The sequence below is a fragment of the Pseudomonas syringae genome (genome assembly GCF_002157375.1).
Classification (GTDB): Bacteria; Pseudomonadota; Gammaproteobacteria; order Pseudomonadales; family Pseudomonadaceae; genus Aquipseudomonas; species Aquipseudomonas syringae_T.
Genome location: NZ_MTSA01000011.1, coordinates 146,111 through 161,806, shown reverse-complemented (window position 1 = coordinate 161,806; position 15,696 = coordinate 146,111). Strand labels below are relative to the sequence as shown.

Genomic DNA, 15,696 nt, shown 5'->3' with positions numbered 1-15,696 from the left:
TGCTGATCTGTTCAAGATACACGGCACTCACGGTCAAGATCACGCACGAACGGGCGCACAGCAAGCGTCGCTGCCTTCGCTGGTCTACAGTACCGTCTCCTGAACTCCCTCGAGCCCTGACCGACATGAATGAACGCGCACGTGAACTGGCGTCTCGTCTGATCCGCAACTTCAATGAGGCCCCCCTCGCACAGGAAACTCGCGAGCCGCTGTATGAAAGCGCAGCGGCGCGCCTCGGCACGGGGACGGTGGCGCACAAGCTTGGTGCCTCTATTGATGTCGTCGCGCCCGGCAAACGTTCGTGCCCTTATCATTTTCATCATGCGCAGGAAGAGATGTTCGTGATCATTGAGGGCGAAGGCAGTTTGCGTGTCGCTGGCGAGATGTTGCCGATCAGGACGGGCGATGTCTTGTTCATCCCGGCCGGGCCTGAATACCCTCATCAGATCATCAACACGTCACAGGAGCCGCTGAAGTACCTGTCGATCAGCACGCGGGAGACGCCCGAGGTGTGCGAATACCCGGACTCGGGCAAGTATCAGGCGATGGTTTCGGCTAACGGAACCCGGGTGTTCACGGCCAACCAACGGACCTCTGAAAACGTTGATTACTGGGACGGCGAGCCCTGATTGCAAATGTTTGAAAATTGTATCCAGCCGTTCACGCTTTTTTCACGTTCACGGGTTTATTGTTAACTCAATTCCCAGCAAGACCTTAAGCCCGCTACCCCCCATCGCGGGCTTTTCTTTGTCTGCGATTTGAGTACGCGCGCTTTGGCAGATGTCCAGGCATGCTTCGATACACCGCAGACGACGGCTTTCGCAGGCGTCGGGCAGATAGGGAACATCCTGCAGAAAACGGTTTCCAAGCCCTGTCCATCCAGATGAAACCCTTCCGAACATGAAAAACACCCTGAAAATGCTGGTCCTCACTGTTGCATGCATGGCGGGGGCTTCGGCCTACGCGTCATGCCAGATGGAGCCGATTGCTTACGACATGCCCGCGCAACGCCTGGATGAGGCGCTGCAACAACTGGCCCACCGCTCCGGGTGTCCGGTCAACGTCAATCTCGGCGCTGACAGCAGCAAGAAAGTGAAAAAATTCAAAGGCACGTTTACGCCTGATCAGGCGCTCTGGCAGGTGCTGAAGAAAACCGGCCTGGAAGGCTACCTCGAAAATGACGGATTGACGGTTGATCGTCGCGGACAGGATTTTGTCCACACGCGAGCAACGGAGATTCGCAACGCCATTGAAGCGGCCGGGACAAGAGTCGAAGCCAGAAAGAAGAAACGCTTTCTCCATCAACTGGACAGCATCGACGCCGGCTCGAAAAAACTGGTGCTTGAACAGAGCTTCATCAGCGCCGCCGAGATGGCGAGCTACAAGCGTGACTTCGATGAACTGGCCAGTCAGGTACCCGTCAGCAAGTGAACACCTGGAATGTGCGCTAACATTTGCCGCTTTGACCAGACGACCGAACGCGCAACGGGATATCGATGAGAAAAACTGCGTTATTCGTCATGGCAATGGCGCTGCATGCCACCGCTCAGGGTGCGGGTGATGCTGAAGCCGGCAAAGCGGTCTTCACACGCCTGTGTTCCGGCTGCCACAAGATCGGCCCGTCAGCACGCAGCGCATTTGGTCCGCCACTGAACGGCATCATTGGCCGGCAGGCAGGGCAACAGGAAGGCTACGTGTATACCGACGCAATGAAAAACTCGGGGCTGATCTGGACCCGCGAAGTATTGCGTACCTACATCAAGGACCCAAGCGACGTTGTGCCCGGCACCCGAATGAAACTGTGGTGGATGGGCAGCGATGATCGAATGGAAGATTTGCTGGAGTATCTGGATGCGAACAAATAGCGCGGGGATGTAGCAAACGGTGTTAATTGCCCCTGACCATTAGCCAAAGGCAATTTGTCAGCTACTTCTTATCTTCTTTATAAGGCGGGTAATCGCTTTCCGAATCTTTTCCCGCCGGGGTCTTCGCAGGCTTGGTCGGGTCGACTTGCGGATCTTCGAGGTCCGGCGACTCGGGGTCGAAACCCGGATTATCTTTGCGATTGCTGCTCGGCTTGGTGCCAGTCATATGCGCCTCCACTGTTAAATTCAGAACCTGATATTCAGAGAACGAATCGGCAACGCCGTGCGATGCGACTGACGAACGGCGCTCAGTGGCGTTGTGCGCTGATATGGCGGCGCTCAACGCCAAATGGTAGCCTTGCGCCATTCACGGAGAGACTCATGAAAAGGCTTTCAACCCTGATAATGGCGCTGGCCACCCTGTTCGGTGCCAGCGCCGCGCACAGTGAAATATTCAAATGCACATCGCCCGACGGGAAAGTGAGCTTTGCCTCGCTCCCCTGTGAAAGCAATGCCCAAAGCGACCCGCAACGGGGTGGCCCGCCGCCGATTCTGCGTGAGGGAGAGCCTCTGGACTATGTTCACAAGACCAACCTCAAAGCCACCGAATATCTGAGAGTCAGCAGCCGTGCCCATGTGACGGTGATCGAGACGGAACGCTACAAGGCGTATCAGCGAAACCGTCCACCGCCGCCCAGCGTCCCGTCGCAATGCCGCAGCCCCCTCTTCAACAGCCAGTGCTTTGACCCATCGGGCGGCACGTCGTCGAAGAAAGATGCGGCTCGTCAGGCAGCCGCTCGATAAGATCCGGCGAGAAGTGCCGCCACCTACCCCGCGGTTTTGACATCGGCGCGCACTTCACTGATCAGCATCTCGGGAATCAGATCGGTGTAGTTAATGATGTCGCCATTGATCTGCTTAGAGTGTGGCCCCATCCCGGCTTCGAAGTCCTCGATGGAGTCGCTGTAGATGTGGCACATGGCGATGTACCGCGGATCCGAACCGGGTGTCGCACCGCCTATGCCTCTGTCGACGCTGTAGCCCTTGCAATAGCTGCCCATCAGCTTCTGCACCAGCGGCAAGTGCTTGTCGCGGTAGTAGTCGTGATCAAAACGGGCACCCTCTTCGTACGCATACAGCACGCTGACTTTGATCATGTCGATGTCCTCTTGACTGGATAGTGATAAATGCTCGGACACTCTAGCGATTATCGTGTTCAGGTGCTGACATCAATGAACGCCTCCCGCACAATCACGCCGTCTTGCCAGGCGGCCCAAGGAGGCGGCCCGGCCATCAATCAGTGCGAGGAACGGGTATGAACACACTTGAGTGGAACGAGGCTGCGCTGGCGAAATACCTCGCGACCCATCCGACCCTGAAGGATGAAATCAGCGTGTTGAGCGCTAAGGAACAAAAACAGCAGGTGCAATGGGCGTTTGAGGACGAAGCCGAGAGTCAGGGCATCGAGCCTTGGGAGCTGGCGCTGGAATTGATTGCCGAATCGCCAGAGCAATTGAAAAGCATGCGCCTGGAGGCTCACACTCAGGTCGCAGAAGCGCTGGGCATGGAGTGGGAAGAGTATTGCGGGCTGAATGATATCCAGCCGTGAGCCCTAGGCTCTGTACGTAAAGTGGCTGCGCTCGGTGATGCTGCGTTAAAAACAGGCTCGGATGCGAGTCCAATCGGAATGCTCATTTACAAACAGTAGAGTCGGGCGCGACCCCGGCCGTTCCTCGCCTGTTTTTGCCTTGCCTGACCTTCGCTCGCCGACTTTTCGTACAGAACCTGGGGTGTTTGCGCCAGAACAGCTCATTTCTGGAAAAGCTGTGTCGTGACCCGGCAGTCAGCGCTTTACCTCTTGTTTAGGGGTGAGTAACGTCTGCTCACTTCAATAAAGGAATCACGCCATGAGTGATCTGGTCTCGTACCATCTGGACGACGGTGTCGCCACGCTGACCCTGAACAACGGCAAGGTCAATGCCATTTCCCCGGACGTGATCGTTGCGTTCAATGCCGCACTGGATCAGGCGGAAAAGGACCGGGCAATCGTCATCCTGACCGGCCAGCCCGGTATTCTCTCGGGTGGCTATGACCTTAAGGTCATGACGTCGAGCGCCGAAGCCGCTATCAACCTGGTTGCCCAAGGCTCGACGCTGGCACGGCGAATGCTGTCACACCCCTTCCCGATCATCGTCGCCTGCCCCGGCCATGCCGTTGCCAAAGGCGCTTTTTTGCTGCTGTCCGCCGATTACCGAATCGGGGTCGCGGGGCCGTTCAGCATCGGGCTTAACGAAGTACAGATCGGCATGACCATGCACCACGCCGGTATCGAACTGGCGCGTGACCGCCTGCGCAAGTCCGCCTTCAATCGCTCGGTGATCAACGCCGAGATGTTTGATCCCGAGGGTGCGATGGCTGCAGGCTTTCTGGACAAGGTGGTCAGCGTCGAAGAGCTGAAAGGCGCCGCGCTGGCGGTCGCAGCCCAGTTCAAGAAGATCAACATGAACGCCCACAAGAAGACCAAGCTCAAGGTCAGAAAAGCCCTGCTCGACACGCTTGAAGCCGCCATTGAACAGGACCGCCAGCACATGCTTTGATACGCAACTCCGGCCCGCATACGCGGGCTTTTCTTTACCGGCGAACTCATCCGCATTTGATCAATCTGATCAGCAACCGCGCATGAACCTTTGCGCCACTGACATATTGAAGAAGTGATAGCACCATGGGTCGAGTTGTTGCAGCAGCTGTGTACAGCAAAGGCAAGAAAGTACGCGACATTACCCTCGAAGAAGGCGCCGCCTGGGCCGCCAAACCCGAACACTTCGTCTGGATCGGGCTGGAACAACCCAGCGCTGATGAGCTGACCAGTCTCAAGGCGCAGTTCAATCTCCATGAACTGGCCCTGGAAGATGCCATGGAGGTTCATAGCCGTCCGAAGCTCGAAACCTTCGGCGACGCACTGTTCATCGTGACCTACGCCCCCGTGCGCGACAACGGCAAGCTACTGTTCATCGAAACCCATATCTTTGCCGGCAAGGGCTACATCATCACGTCGCGCAATGGCCACTCCAAGTCTTACGGGCTGGTGCGTCAGCGTTGCGAAGCGCGGCCGCTGTTGCTGGAGCACGGCGAAGACTTCGTGCTGTACGCCCTGCTGGATTTCGTGACCGAGAACTACCAGCCGGTCACCGAGGCCATCCACACCGAACTCGAACTGCTGGAACAGAGCGTGATCGGCGGTTCATTGCGCGAATCCGACATCCAGCACATTCACGCCCTGCGCCGCGACCTGCTGCGAATGCGTCGCTACGTGGCTCCGATGGTGGAAGTGGGCGAGGAATTGCAGCGTCTCAGCTTCCCGTTCATCGACAAAAACATGCGGCCCTACTTCCGCGATGTCGAAATTCACGTCAAACGGCAGATGGAAGACCTGGGCAATCTGTGCGATATCGCCAGCCAGACCATTGAAATCGGCCTGCTGCTGGAGTCGTCGCGACAGAGCATCGTGCAGCGTAAATTTGCCGGCTGGGCTGCGATCCTGGCCTTCCCGACGGCGATTGCCGGCATCTACGGCATGAACTTCGAGAACATGCCGGAACTCACCTGGCACTACGGTTACTTCATTGTGCTGGGCGTGATCTTTGGTGGCTGTGCAGCGCTGTTCGCCAGCTTCAAAAGGTCGGGATGGCTGTAGCGCCAGTGCCGGTCGCCCGGAAATGGCGCTCGGATCAGGCCCGGCCTTCCGGTTTGTGCGCCACGAAACGCATCATCCACTCCGCAACGGTAGCGCCGTGGTGATCATGGTCCAGGCTGGCGACACCCTGCTGATAAACCTGCTCGCCCAGCGCCTCCTGACGAAGGTCCAGCAAGCTGCGTGAGAATTCGTGAATGAACTCCGGGTGCCCCTGGAAACACAGCACCTGATCATTGATGTGATAGGCCGCAAAAGGACAGAACTCGCTGGAGGCAATGACCGTCGCTTGCTCGGGCAGCGCGGTGACCTGATCCTGATGACTGATCAGCAGCGTGAGCGTGTCCATGACCGGTGTCATCCACGGTCTGGCGGTTCCCAACTGGTAGTGATGGATACCGACGCCCCAGCCTTGTGCGGCACGCTCGGTCTTGCCGCCCAGCAGCAAGGCCAGCAACTGGTGGCCGAAACAAATCCCCAGCAGCTTTTCGCCACGCTGATAAAGCGCCAGTAAATACGCCTTCAAGACTTGAATCCACGGATCGGTGCCAAACGAATCGGCTTTGCTGCCGGTCACCAGGTAGGCATCGAATCGTTCGTTCTCGGGTGGATAGATTCCCTGTACCACGTTGTATACCGATAACTCGGCAGCAATCGGTTGGCGGGCAAACAGCCGTTCGAACATCCGTCCGTACCCGTGATACTGCTCGACCAGTTCAGGACGAAGGTTATCGGTTTCAAGAATACAGATGCGTAACGACATAAATGAGACCCTGAAACAGTGATGAGGCAAGAGCGCACGGCAGAGCCTGCCTTGAAGGCTTGATCAAATCAAGCAGTGAGCGCGCCTGTACCGGGCGTTTGGCCGCTGTACGAAATGTCTGACTCAGACGAACGGTAGAGGTCTTACGGTTCTGCTTGAAGTGTCTAGCAAGGGCCTGAGCGTGCCGAACCCGATTAGTTAATAACACTAAGATCAAATTTTTTGCGCGCACATGCCTAACAGATCTAAACCAGCCGATGTCTGAGCTCTATGGTTAGTGTTGTAACAGGACCGGCGCAGAATCCATTCAGCGCCAGGGTCAGCGGTCATTTGACCGGGCCTGCCTGTTCAACGTACACCTTGCCAGCCGACGAATACCCGCTGTGGAATTCGACGTGCTTCTGTCGCTCAGGAATAACAACAAAAGGCGGTCAGCCATGTTCAAGTTCAAACACTCCAAAGTACGTCAGGCAGGGCTCATACTTTTCACCACCGCCCTGCTGTTGATCGTGCCCAATCTGAATAGGCTGTTCGGCTGAGTCGGCACGCTTTCGGACCACAGGCAACTGTGCCACTATTTCCACTCGTATCGAGGGAGGTAGGTGTATGCGCCAATGGATTGCGGTTTTTGCGCTTGTCGGCAGTGTGGCCGCTCAGGCGGGAGTCGTGGATCAGGCTGCGGCCGTAACGGCATTGAAGGAAGGCAAACTGGCGATGGATGTTCGCAGTCAGACCGACTACGAGGCAGGCACGGTCCTGAACGCCGTACGGGTTGACGAGAGACGGCTGGTCAATCAGATGAAGCAGGTGCTGAATGACCGCAATGCGGTGTTCGTCATCTTCAGCAGTACGGACAGTAAAGCCGACAAGGCTCAGGAAAAGCTCAGGGCCGCAGGCTACTTCAGCGTCATCAATGGCGGCAATTACGAAGAACTGCACAATGCGCTTTATGACATCACTGATGACCCCGCGGAATAACGGGCGGCCGGGTTATCACGCCCCGGCCACCTGCCCGGTCAACTCGTAGTCACGGCTTGAACATTATTGATGCTGCGCCTGAACCTGCACTCGGGTTTTCACCTTTGGCGTGCCGGTCATGGGCGAAACCACCACCTTGGCATGCATCTGCTCAGACCCTCCGCCACGGCGCATTCCGCGTACCGGGCAGGCATCCAGATAATCCAGCCCGACCGCCAGCTTTAGATGACGCTCGGGAATGGCCAACTGGTTAGTCACGTCGAAGCTGTACCAGGCGTCATCGATCCACGCCTCGGCCCAGGCATGGCTGGACAGGTGTTCGCTGTCTTCGCTGCACAGGTAACCGGACACGTAACGTGCAGGCACCCCAAGGCTGCGGGCGCAGGCCAGAAACGCATGAGTGTGGTCCTGACAGACGCCGGAGCGTCCGGCAAACGCCTGGGCGGCACTGGTGTCGACTTCCGTTGAACCCTGGGTGTATGTCATGTGCTGATTGAGCGCGTGCATCAGGTCAATCAACGCCGTGCGATCAGCACGCTTGCGACATTCCGTTGCTGCAAAACTGCGAATGGCTTCATCCGGCTCGGTCAGGCGAGTGACGCGCAAAAACGGCAACGCCGACTGACTTTCACGCTCGGCCTCACGGGTCTCGTCGATCTCGACCTGACCGCGCGCTCCGATGATGATCGCCTTGTGAGGTTCCTCAAGGCTCAGAACGTGCAGAATATTGCCGAACGGATCGATCTGCGCGCGCACCGGGCGAGGCAGCGTCAATTGCCAGCTGAGCACTTGCTGACGTTCGCTGTCGTGGGGCGTCAGGCGCAGATACTGGATGCTGGAACGCACCTGATCATCGTAGTGGTAGGTGGTTTCGTGGCTTATAGAGAGTCTCATGCAGCCTCCAGATACGAAATATGAATCGCATCACCCAGTTGGGCCAGCATTGGAATGAATTCGTTCAACCACTCATGCAGGCCTTCATCCAGGATCTCGTCGATGCTGGTGTAGCGCAATCTTGCGTCCATCTCGGCCGCCATGCGCTGCGCAGGTCGACCATTGACGCCGGGCAAGCTGGCCAGAATGACGTCCATTTCTTCCAGACAGGCGCGCAACGAACGTGGAATGTCGGCACGCAACAGCAGCAGCTCCGCCACCTGACGTGCGCCCGGTGCATCGCGATAGACTTCGGTGTAGGCCTCGAACGACGACAGTGCGCGCAACAAGGCGCTCCACTGGTAGTAACCCGCTGCCGAGTTGTCCGCCGCCGCATTGGCCTGGGGACCACGCAACTCAAGCATTTCATAGCGCGCATCGAGCATGCGCATGGTGTTGTCGGCGCGCTCGATGAATGTTCCCAGACGAATGAAACGGAAAGCGTCATTGCGCATGATGGTGCCGTAGGTTGCACCGCGAAACAGGTGCGAACGCTCTTTGACCCACTCGCAGAAGCGGCTCATGCCGTAACGGGTCAGCCCCTGTTGGGCGATGCCACGGATTTCCAGCCAGGTGGAGTTGATGTTCTCCCACATGTCTGCAGTAATACGGCCGCGCACCGCGTGTGCGCTGGCCCGTGCGGCCCCCAGGCAGCTGTAGATGCTGGCCGGGTTGGTCGCGTCGAGCGCGAAAAAATGCAGCATGCGTTCGGCATGCAATTCACCATGACGCTCGATGTAGGTTTCCAGCGTTCCGGTGATCAGCAAGGGCATGGCGATTTCATCCAGCCCGTCGCCGCGCCCGTCCTGCGGCATCAACGACAGCGAATAGCTCACGTCCAGCATTCGGGCGAGGTTCTCCGCTCGCTCCAGGTAACGCGACATCCAGAAAAGATCCGAGGCAGTTCTACTTAACATTGGCAGGCATCCTTAATCCTCGACCACCCAGGTGTCTTTGGTACCGCCACCCTGAGACGAATTCACCACCAGCGAACCTTCACGCAAGGCCACTCGGGTAAGCCCGCCAGGCACGACGCGGGTTTCACGACCGGACAGCACAAAGGGGCGCAAATCGATATGTCGCGGGGCGATGCCGTTCTCGACAAACGTCGGACAGGTCGACAGGCACAACGTGGGCTGGGCAATGTAGGCGTGCGGCTTGGCCTTGAGACGCGCCCGAAAGGCTTCGATCTCGGCGGCCGTCGCTGCGGGGCCGACCAGCATGCCGTAACCGCCGGAGCCTTGGGTTTCCTTGACCACCAGGTCGCCCAGATTGGCCAGCACATGCGACAGCTCTTCCGGCTTGCGGCACTGCCAGGTCGGTACGTTCTTGAGAATCGGCTCCTCGTCCAGGTAGAAACGAATCATGTCAGTGACGTACGGATAAACCGATTTATCGTCGGCGACGCCAGTACCGATGGCGTTGGCCAGCACGACATTGCCGGAACGGTAAGCCGCCAGCAGGCCGGGAACGCCCAGCATCGAATCAGGGTTGAACGCCAGCGGATCAAGAAACGCATCGTCCAGGCGACGGTAGATCACATCGACAGCCTTCGGGCCATCAGTGGTGCGCATGAACACCCGGTCATCACGGACAAACAGATCGGCACCTTCCACCAGCTCGACACCCATCTCGCGAGCCAGAAACGCATGCTCGAAAAACGCGCTGTTGAAGCGTCCGGGCGTCAGGACCACAACACTGGGGTTGTCCAGATGGCTTGAACTCTTGAGGGTGTCGAGCAGCAGATTCGGGTAGTGATCGATGGGCGCAATGCGCTGCGCCGAAAACAGCTCCGGAAACAATCGCATCATCATCTTGCGATCTTCCAGCATGTAGCTCACGCCGCTCGGGGTTCGCAGGTTGTCTTCCAGCACGTAATACGTGCCGTCACCGTCGCGCACCAGGTCGACGCCAGAAATATGCGAATACAGATCACGGTGCAGGTTCAGGCCCTGCATGGCCAGCTGATACTGTTCGTTGGCAAGCACTTGCTCGGCAGGAATGATCCCCGCTTTGATGATGCGCTGGTCGTGATACAGGTCCGCCAGAAACATGTTCAGCGCCTTGACGCGCTGAATACAACCACGCTCGACAACCCGCCACTCGCTGGCCGGAATGCTGCGCGGGATGGTATCGAAAGGAATGAGCCGTTCGGTCCCCTGCTCATCGCCATACAGCGTGAAGGTGATTCCGGCACGGTGAAACAGCAGATCGGCTTCGCGCCTGCGTTGAGCCAGCAGCTCGGGAGGTGTATCACCCAGCCAGCGGGCGAACTCCCGATAATGCGGACGGACTACACCGCCAGCATCGTACATCTCGTCATAAAAGGTGCGGATCATGCCGTACTCCTTGTCACCATGGACACCAAGACCATCGCAAAGCCCGTGCCACCGGCATAAACGCTTTATTATCAATAGCTTGAGTAAAAAACCGTCGCTGCTCGCACCATTCCTGTGCATGAAACGCACGCGCCGATTCTTTTACGCTTCATTCGGAAGCATCATTCAACCGTGAAATCTATGAACAGCATAGCCAGAGTTGATTTCCGCCAGCAGTATTAGTTCGCCATACTCGCCAGCAACCGAGCAAACAGGGCGCCGGACGCCTTTTTTTGCCCCACGCATTACCGCCAGGCCTCGCCCGCGGATTGCAGACAGACTTCCCTTTGAGCCACTCGTTTGAGTGGCTTTTTTTTGCCCACAGCACATGCCATTCGCGCAACGCGAGCCTGAAACGAGACCGGCCGATGCAGAATGTCATCCCGCATCGGCCGGCCAGTGTCACGCCGTTTGCTCAAAAAACATCAGGCGTGCAGTCTTCTGATTTCCTGAGTGACACCCCAGCCTTCCACTTCCCCGTCCATTGGCGAAATCACTGTCTGGAAGTCCTGCTCGAAGTCACCGATACCGTCATAGGTGGCGTACATCACCTTGCTCAATTGCAAGTGCCAGGCACCGTCATCACGTACGTTTATCTGGGTATTGAGGGATTCGCCGCGAAATTGCTCTGCAGCCTGCCGTGCCCGTTCCTCGTCCGGGAAAATGGCGTAGAACTCGATGGGATAGATTCGCGCGAAATCAAAGCCGCCTTCTTTCATGCGACGCAGTACGTTACTGCTGATGTCCTCTTGATAGGCTGTGCTCATGAAACGTCCTCCTATTCAACGATAGATAGAGTTTCAACTCTTCCAGAGCGCCCCCCTTGCGAGGGCCGCCTCACGACAGATAATCCGACGTGGGGAATCAAGCATGTAGCTGACCGGACCGAACGCATGCACAGACCGGGTATCGAGATGTCAGAGGCCATTTGAATGGCCTCATCTGCAGAGTAGCCCTATCGCGGACCGGATGCCAAGTGGTTGGCACGAAAAGGTTTTTAAGCGGGGAAGGATCAGTCCATTTCTGTAATGGAAATGATCTCCACGCTGTTATGGTCTTTCAGCGTCTTTACAGTGGGCTCTTCAGTACGCCCATCCAGATCATTGAGATTCAGCTCATCAGTCATCGGGTACAGGCCTTTGCGCAAGAGCTGCGCAACCTCCTCCTCGCTGGGACGTGCTTCAAATTCGGCCTCAAGGCGCTGCTGCACACCGTCCTTGTCCAGATACAAAATGGCCCACTGTTTCATCAACGCCTCCAGAACGAAGCCAGGCACTCTGGCTTATGTGATAAGGACCTTTTTACCCGCCCATTCGTTCCACCGGATGAGTGCCGGCACACTGCACCCCGCACACACGAAAAAAGACCCTTGCACTGGATGCCAAGGGTCTTCTTTTATGGACTGAAAAGGCTCGCCACTACGACGAGCCACTCTCCGTCAGTTGCGGTTCTTGCTGGCCTCGACACCGGCCGTGTTGTCCAGCAGGCTCTTGGTCGCCGTCTGCAGGAAGCTCTCCAGCTTCTGCTTGAGTTCCTGTGTGTCAGGCGCATCAGGCACTTCTTCGGCGTGCGGTTTGGCGCCCAGGGTGTAGGTCAGCAACTTGGCCGGCATTTCGGTCGGCTCGATCAGGATGCGGTTGCCACTGATGATGGCAACCACCTGCTCGCTGCCCGACGGCTTGATCACGCCAAAGCCCTTGTCGCCTTCCGGCAGGTTCAACAAATCGCGTCCCCAGCACTGGTTGCGGTTCAGACCACCCAGACGGCCCATGATGGTCGGCACCACATCGACCTGAGTACCGACGATGCTACTGCGCTGACCAAATTTCTCCTGCACGCCCGGGCCGATCAACAGCAATGGCACGTTGAAGCGGCCCAGATCCATTTCAGTCAGTTGCTTGTTGTTGCCGAAACCGTGATCACCCAGCACCACGAACAGGGTGTTCTTGAAGTACGGCTCTTTTTTGGCCTTCTCGAAGAACTGACCCAGCGCCCAGTCGGCGTAACGCATGGCCGTCAGATGCTCGTCCAGCGAACCATGCCCGGTCACGCGCTCGACCGGCAGAGGATCGGGCAACGCGTACGGTGTGTGGTTGGACAGGGTTTGCAGCAGTGCATAGAACGGCTTGCCATCCTGACGGGCCTTCAATTCCTGCGCGCCACGGTCAAACATGTCCTGGTCGGAAACACCCCAGGTCGGGTCGGAGAACACCGGATTGACGAAGTCTTCGCGACCGACAAAGTTGGTCATGCCCTGGTTGCTGAAGAAGCCCGACTGGTTGTCCCAGGCAAAGTTGCCGTTGTAGACGTAAACGTCGTCGTAGTTGCGACCGGCGCTCAGCAGTTGCGGCAGGCCCGACAGCTTGTGGGCGCCTTCTGGCGTCTGCATCAGGTACTCGAAGCCCGGCAGGTTCGGGAAGCACGCCATTGTGGCGAACATACCCTGGTGGGTGTGCGTACCGTTGGAGAAGAAGTGATCGAACAGCAAGCCTTCCTTGGACAGTTTGTCGAAGTACGGCGTGATGTTGGCATCGCTGCCCAGTGCGCCCACCGAGTGCCCGGCGAAGCTTTCCATCAGAATCACGACCACGTTGCGAATCGGCAGCGTGTTTTCCGGAGGGGGTGTGAAGTCGCGGCGTACGGCAGCAATGTCAGGCTCGACCAGCTTGTCGTTAGGGGTCAGCAACATATCGCGTACGGTCTGTTGCGCCTGATCCTGTGGCAGCGTGGCTTTCCAGATGTTGTCGCGATCCTCGGACATACGGCTTTTGGCCGCCGTGATAAGGGTCAGCGTACCGTTAAGGCCCAACTGGTTGGCAAAGTTCGACTCGGTGGTATAGGCATCACCCCAGCGCAGCGGCGGGCCTTGGCGCAGCGTGCCGCGAATGCACACCACCATGACCAGCAACACCAGCACGAAAACACCGGCACGCATGTACCACGGCGCGACCGAGCTGACCGTGTGAGTGCCTGTCGTGGTGACGTAGCGTGGACGCGTTATGCGGTCGATGCCCTTGAACACCAGGCTCAACAGCCAGGTCACCGCGGCCCAGGCCAGCAGGTAACGCACTACCGGGAAGCCGTACCACAACATGCTCAGAACGGTCTTCGGGTCTTCCTTGACGTACTGAAACACCAGGCCGTTCAGGCGCTGGTGAAACTCGCGGTAGAAGTCCATTTCCATCAAGCCCAGGAACAGCGTGATGCTGCCGACCAGCGTCAGCCAGAACCGGAAGAAGCCCCGCGCGGTCATGGCCCGGGCGCTGAACAGCGACAGCACCAGCGGAATCAGCAGGTACATCGTCAGGCGCAGGTCGAAACGCATGCCGTTGAACAGCGCCTCGATGAACGTGGAGGCGGGCGTATCGCCAATCATCTCGCGGTTGTAGACCAGCAGACCAATGCGCAACAGGGTGTACATCACCATCAGGGCGAAGCCGCTGAGCAGAATGTACGCCAGATGCGATTTGACAGTCGGGTTTTGCAGGCGGGCTTGCCGATGAATCTGGGCGTCCGTTTTGGCCATGGTTGTCAGGATCCGGTGGATTCAGAAGTAGGTTCAGTGGTGCGACACCGCCCTCCTCTCGGGACGGCGGCGTGCAACAGGGCGAAGATATTACTTGATTGCGGGGCGCCTGGGGTCAGGTCCGCCCATGAAGGCGCCTGCCTGTTCAGCTTCGCGCGCAATTCTGGGACAGAACGTGTGAAAGTTCTGTCGCCAGCAGAGCGCCCCGGAGCGTCTGAGCGAAGACGCAAGCGCTAACGCCTGCGCGCTGTGCAGACCGCTCAATCGTTGCTGGCTTTGTTCACAGCCTGCAGCACGTACTGGGGCAAGGCGAAGGCGCCGATGTGAACTTCAGGGTTGTAATAACGCGTAACAATACCGCTGCCCGAAAAACGCTGGCGCAGGGTTTCCAGAGGCAGTTTGCGGTAGCTCTTGTCGGTAGCGCCCCAAGCAAAGGTCATTGCCCCGCCGATGTAGGTCGGGATGGCTGCCTGATAGAAATGCCAATCGGCAAACAGACCGTTCATGCGACCTGCGGTCGTTTGCACGCCGCTTAACTGCATGAAAGGCGTGCCGTTCTGCGTGACCAGGATGCCGCCTTCGTTCAGGCAGCGATGGCAAGCCTGATAGAAGTTTTCAGAAAACAGGACTTCGCCAGGGCCGATCGGGTCGGTGGAGTCGGAAATGATGACGTCGAACTTTTCTTCGGTAGTCGCGACAAAGCGCATACCGTCATCGATGACCAGGTTCAGGCGTGAATCGTCGAACGCACCGTTGGAGTGGTTAGGCAGAAACTCCTTGCACATCTCGACCACCGTGGCGTCGATCTCGACCATGGTGATGTGTTCGACGGTCAGGTGCTTGGCGACCTCGCGCAGCATGCCGCCGTCGCCACCACCGATGATCAGCACACGCTTGGCGGCACCGTGCGCCAGGATCGGAACGTGAGTGAGCATCTCGTGATAGATGAATTCATCCGCTTCGGTGGTCTGGATGACGCCATCCAGCGCCATGACGCGTCCCATGCGCGGGTTCTGGAAGATCACCAGATGCTGGTGCTCGGTACGGACTTCGTGAAGCATTTTTTCCATACGAAAGCGCTGGCCGTAGCCTTCGTACAACGTTTCCTGATAATCGCTCATGGGTAAGCTCCCGCTGGGTACTGATGACAGGACGGCCGACCGCCCACAACAAAGGCGCGCATTCTACGTCGAGGAACATGACAGGTCGAACCTCTCTGCAACCGCATCACCGTGCATGACGTGCAAATGCCTGGACCCATAAACGGAAAAACGCCTGATTACGGGCGTAATCAGGCGTTTCTTAGCGGTTTGACGACGTGTCAGATACGCACGTTGCCACGCGGCCCGAGGATCGCCCAGATGATCAGGCCCACGACAGGCAGCAGCACGATCAGCAACACCCAGAGAATTTTCTTCCCGGTCTCGGCACCGCTTTTCAAGACATTGATGATAGCCCAGATATCGAGCGCCAGAATGATCAGACCGACCAGGCCATTGAAGCTAGAACCCATGATGTTGCCCCTAAGATGAATGCTTGCCCTTCTAGGATAGTCGCGCCGT

Annotated in this window: 19 protein-coding genes; 8 read left to right on the top strand and 11 right to left on the bottom strand. The window is 57.7% G+C overall.

Annotated elements, in window-relative coordinates; all coding sequences use genetic code 11:
* Window positions 1-125 precede the first annotated feature (125 nt).
* The 3 genes from BW686_RS15740 (at window position 126) to BW686_RS15730 (ending at window position 1,865) form a co-directional block, all read left to right on the top strand.
* Window positions 126-629, top strand: a complete 504-nt coding sequence (locus BW686_RS15740) for a cupin domain-containing protein (RefSeq protein WP_084918428.1) — start codon at window positions 126-128, stop codon at window positions 627-629.
* A 271-nt stretch (window positions 630-900) separates the two neighbouring features.
* A complete protein-coding gene (locus BW686_RS15735) occupies window positions 901-1,431 on the top strand; it encodes a hypothetical protein (RefSeq protein ID WP_084918426.1) in 531 nt (176 codons plus the stop codon).
* 65 nt (window positions 1,432-1,496) lie between these two features.
* Entirely contained in the window at window positions 1,497-1,865 is a 369-nt protein-coding gene (locus BW686_RS15730; protein WP_084918423.1) for a c-type cytochrome, read from the top strand.
* 61 nt (window positions 1,866-1,926) lie between these two features.
* On the opposite strand, the gene BW686_RS27155 is transcribed toward BW686_RS15730, so the two are convergent.
* Complete coding sequence (locus tag BW686_RS27155) at window positions 1,927-2,091, bottom strand: DUF6021 family protein (RefSeq protein ID WP_084918568.1); 165 nt, start codon at window positions 2,089-2,091, stop codon at window positions 1,927-1,929.
* Between the two features lie 155 nt (window positions 2,092-2,246).
* Between BW686_RS27155 and BW686_RS15720 the strand changes: the two genes are divergently transcribed.
* Window positions 2,247-2,669, top strand: coding sequence for a DUF4124 domain-containing protein (locus BW686_RS15720; RefSeq protein WP_084918421.1), 423 nt, complete (start codon window positions 2,247-2,249; stop codon window positions 2,667-2,669).
* A 23-nt stretch (window positions 2,670-2,692) separates the two neighbouring features.
* On the opposite strand, the gene BW686_RS15715 is transcribed toward BW686_RS15720, so the two are convergent.
* On the bottom strand, window positions 2,693-3,022 hold the full coding sequence (locus BW686_RS15715; RefSeq protein WP_084918418.1) for an EthD family reductase: 330 nt from the start codon (window positions 3,020-3,022) through the stop codon (window positions 2,693-2,695).
* 158 nt (window positions 3,023-3,180) lie between these two features.
* Between BW686_RS15715 and BW686_RS15710 the strand changes: the two genes are divergently transcribed.
* The 3 genes from BW686_RS15710 to BW686_RS15700 all read left to right on the top strand — a co-directional run bounded on the left by BW686_RS15710 (window position 3,181) and on the right by BW686_RS15700 (window position 5,559).
* Window positions 3,181-3,474, top strand: coding sequence for a DUF6388 family protein (locus BW686_RS15710; protein WP_084918415.1), 294 nt, complete (start codon window positions 3,181-3,183; stop codon window positions 3,472-3,474).
* 298 nt (window positions 3,475-3,772) lie between these two features.
* Window positions 3,773-4,462 (top strand): crotonase/enoyl-CoA hydratase family protein, encoded by a 690-nt coding sequence (locus tag BW686_RS15705; protein ID WP_084918413.1) that lies wholly within the window; start codon window positions 3,773-3,775, stop codon window positions 4,460-4,462.
* Between the two features lie 125 nt (window positions 4,463-4,587).
* The gene (locus BW686_RS15700; RefSeq protein WP_084918411.1) at window positions 4,588-5,559 is read left to right on the top strand and encodes a magnesium and cobalt transport protein CorA; all 972 of its coding nucleotides are present in this window, start codon (window positions 4,588-4,590) and stop codon (window positions 5,557-5,559) included.
* Window positions 5,560-5,593: 34 nt separating this feature from the next.
* Here BW686_RS15700 and BW686_RS15695 read toward each other — a convergent pair whose 3' ends face one another.
* The gene (locus BW686_RS15695) at window positions 5,594-6,319 is read right to left on the bottom strand and encodes an amidotransferase (RefSeq protein ID WP_084918409.1); all 726 of its coding nucleotides are present in this window, start codon (window positions 6,317-6,319) and stop codon (window positions 5,594-5,596) included.
* Between the two features lie 606 nt (window positions 6,320-6,925).
* On the opposite strand from BW686_RS15695, the gene BW686_RS15690 reads away from it, so the two are divergent.
* Window positions 6,926-7,297 carry a rhodanese-like domain-containing protein gene (locus BW686_RS15690; protein WP_084918406.1) on the top strand — a complete coding sequence of 124 codons (372 nt, stop codon included), beginning with the start codon at window positions 6,926-6,928 and terminating at the stop codon, window positions 7,295-7,297.
* Between the two features lie 63 nt (window positions 7,298-7,360).
* On the opposite strand, the gene BW686_RS15685 is transcribed toward BW686_RS15690, so the two are convergent.
* The 8 genes from BW686_RS15685 to BW686_RS15645 all read right to left on the bottom strand — a co-directional run bounded on the left by BW686_RS15685 (window position 7,361) and on the right by BW686_RS15645 (window position 15,647).
* Window positions 7,361-8,191 carry a transglutaminase family protein gene (locus BW686_RS15685; protein ID WP_084918402.1) on the bottom strand — a complete coding sequence of 277 codons (831 nt, stop codon included), beginning with the start codon at window positions 8,189-8,191 and terminating at the stop codon, window positions 7,361-7,363.
* On the bottom strand, window positions 8,188-9,147 hold the full coding sequence (locus tag BW686_RS15680; protein ID WP_084918399.1) for an alpha-E domain-containing protein: 960 nt from the start codon (window positions 9,145-9,147) through the stop codon (window positions 8,188-8,190). Before BW686_RS15680 ends, BW686_RS15685 begins: the two co-directional genes overlap by 4 nt.
* Before the next feature lie 12 nt (window positions 9,148-9,159).
* A complete protein-coding gene (locus BW686_RS15675) occupies window positions 9,160-10,569 on the bottom strand; it encodes a circularly permuted type 2 ATP-grasp protein (protein WP_002552858.1) in 1,410 nt (469 codons plus the stop codon).
* A 464-nt stretch (window positions 10,570-11,033) separates the two neighbouring features.
* Window positions 11,034-11,375 (bottom strand): ribonuclease E inhibitor RraB, encoded by a 342-nt coding sequence (locus BW686_RS15665; protein ID WP_084918397.1) that lies wholly within the window; start codon window positions 11,373-11,375, stop codon window positions 11,034-11,036.
* A 245-nt stretch (window positions 11,376-11,620) separates the two neighbouring features.
* A complete protein-coding gene (locus BW686_RS15660; protein ID WP_084918395.1) occupies window positions 11,621-11,857 on the bottom strand; it encodes a hypothetical protein in 237 nt (78 codons plus the stop codon).
* A gap of 189 nt (window positions 11,858-12,046) precedes the next feature.
* Window positions 12,047-14,134 (bottom strand): LTA synthase family protein, encoded by a 2,088-nt coding sequence (locus BW686_RS15655; RefSeq protein WP_084918392.1) that lies wholly within the window; start codon window positions 14,132-14,134, stop codon window positions 12,047-12,049.
* A 260-nt stretch (window positions 14,135-14,394) separates the two neighbouring features.
* Entirely contained in the window at window positions 14,395-15,255 is an 861-nt protein-coding gene (speE, locus tag BW686_RS15650) for a polyamine aminopropyltransferase (RefSeq protein ID WP_005887498.1), read from the bottom strand.
* A gap of 200 nt (window positions 15,256-15,455) precedes the next feature.
* The gene (locus BW686_RS15645; RefSeq protein WP_002552853.1) at window positions 15,456-15,647 is read right to left on the bottom strand and encodes a PLDc N-terminal domain-containing protein; all 192 of its coding nucleotides are present in this window, start codon (window positions 15,645-15,647) and stop codon (window positions 15,456-15,458) included.
* Window positions 15,648-15,696: the final 49 nt, after the last annotated feature.

What these genes read in the sequence shown, in the direction of transcription:
- BW686_RS15740 (WP_084918428.1), top strand. Translation starts at nt 126, where the DNA reads ATGAATGAACGCGCACGTGAACTGGCGTCTCGTCTGATCCGCAACTTC.
- BW686_RS15735 (WP_084918426.1), top strand. Translation starts at nt 901, where the DNA reads ATGAAAAACACCCTGAAAATGCTGGTCCTCACTGTTGCATGCATGGCG.
- BW686_RS15730 (WP_084918423.1), top strand. Translation starts at nt 1,497, where the DNA reads ATGAGAAAAACTGCGTTATTCGTCATGGCAATGGCGCTGCATGCCACC.
- BW686_RS27155 (WP_084918568.1), bottom strand. Translation starts at nt 2,091, where the DNA reads ATGACTGGCACCAAGCCGAGCAGCAATCGCAAAGATAATCCGGGTTTC.
- BW686_RS15720 (WP_084918421.1), top strand. Translation starts at nt 2,247, where the DNA reads ATGAAAAGGCTTTCAACCCTGATAATGGCGCTGGCCACCCTGTTCGGT.
- BW686_RS15715 (WP_084918418.1), bottom strand. Translation starts at nt 3,022, where the DNA reads ATGATCAAAGTCAGCGTGCTGTATGCGTACGAAGAGGGTGCCCGTTTT.
- BW686_RS15710 (WP_084918415.1), top strand. Translation starts at nt 3,181, where the DNA reads ATGAACACACTTGAGTGGAACGAGGCTGCGCTGGCGAAATACCTCGCG.
- BW686_RS15705 (WP_084918413.1), top strand. Translation starts at nt 3,773, where the DNA reads ATGAGTGATCTGGTCTCGTACCATCTGGACGACGGTGTCGCCACGCTG.
- BW686_RS15700 (WP_084918411.1), top strand. Translation starts at nt 4,588, where the DNA reads ATGGGTCGAGTTGTTGCAGCAGCTGTGTACAGCAAAGGCAAGAAAGTA.
- BW686_RS15695 (WP_084918409.1), bottom strand. Translation starts at nt 6,319, where the DNA reads ATGTCGTTACGCATCTGTATTCTTGAAACCGATAACCTTCGTCCTGAA.
- BW686_RS15690 (WP_084918406.1), top strand. Translation starts at nt 6,926, where the DNA reads ATGCGCCAATGGATTGCGGTTTTTGCGCTTGTCGGCAGTGTGGCCGCT.
- BW686_RS15685 (WP_084918402.1), bottom strand. Translation starts at nt 8,191, where the DNA reads ATGAGACTCTCTATAAGCCACGAAACCACCTACCACTACGATGATCAG.
- BW686_RS15680 (WP_084918399.1), bottom strand. Translation starts at nt 9,147, where the DNA reads ATGTTAAGTAGAACTGCCTCGGATCTTTTCTGGATGTCGCGTTACCTG.
- BW686_RS15675 (WP_002552858.1), bottom strand. Translation starts at nt 10,569, where the DNA reads ATGATCCGCACCTTTTATGACGAGATGTACGATGCTGGCGGTGTAGTC.
- BW686_RS15665 (WP_084918397.1), bottom strand. Translation starts at nt 11,375, where the DNA reads ATGAGCACAGCCTATCAAGAGGACATCAGCAGTAACGTACTGCGTCGC.
- BW686_RS15660 (WP_084918395.1), bottom strand. Translation starts at nt 11,857, where the DNA reads ATGAAACAGTGGGCCATTTTGTATCTGGACAAGGACGGTGTGCAGCAG.
- BW686_RS15655 (WP_084918392.1), bottom strand. Translation starts at nt 14,134, where the DNA reads ATGGCCAAAACGGACGCCCAGATTCATCGGCAAGCCCGCCTGCAAAAC.
- speE (WP_005887498.1), bottom strand. Translation starts at nt 15,255, where the DNA reads ATGAGCGATTATCAGGAAACGTTGTACGAAGGCTACGGCCAGCGCTTT.
- BW686_RS15645 (WP_002552853.1), bottom strand. Translation starts at nt 15,647, where the DNA reads ATGGGTTCTAGCTTCAATGGCCTGGTCGGTCTGATCATTCTGGCGCTC.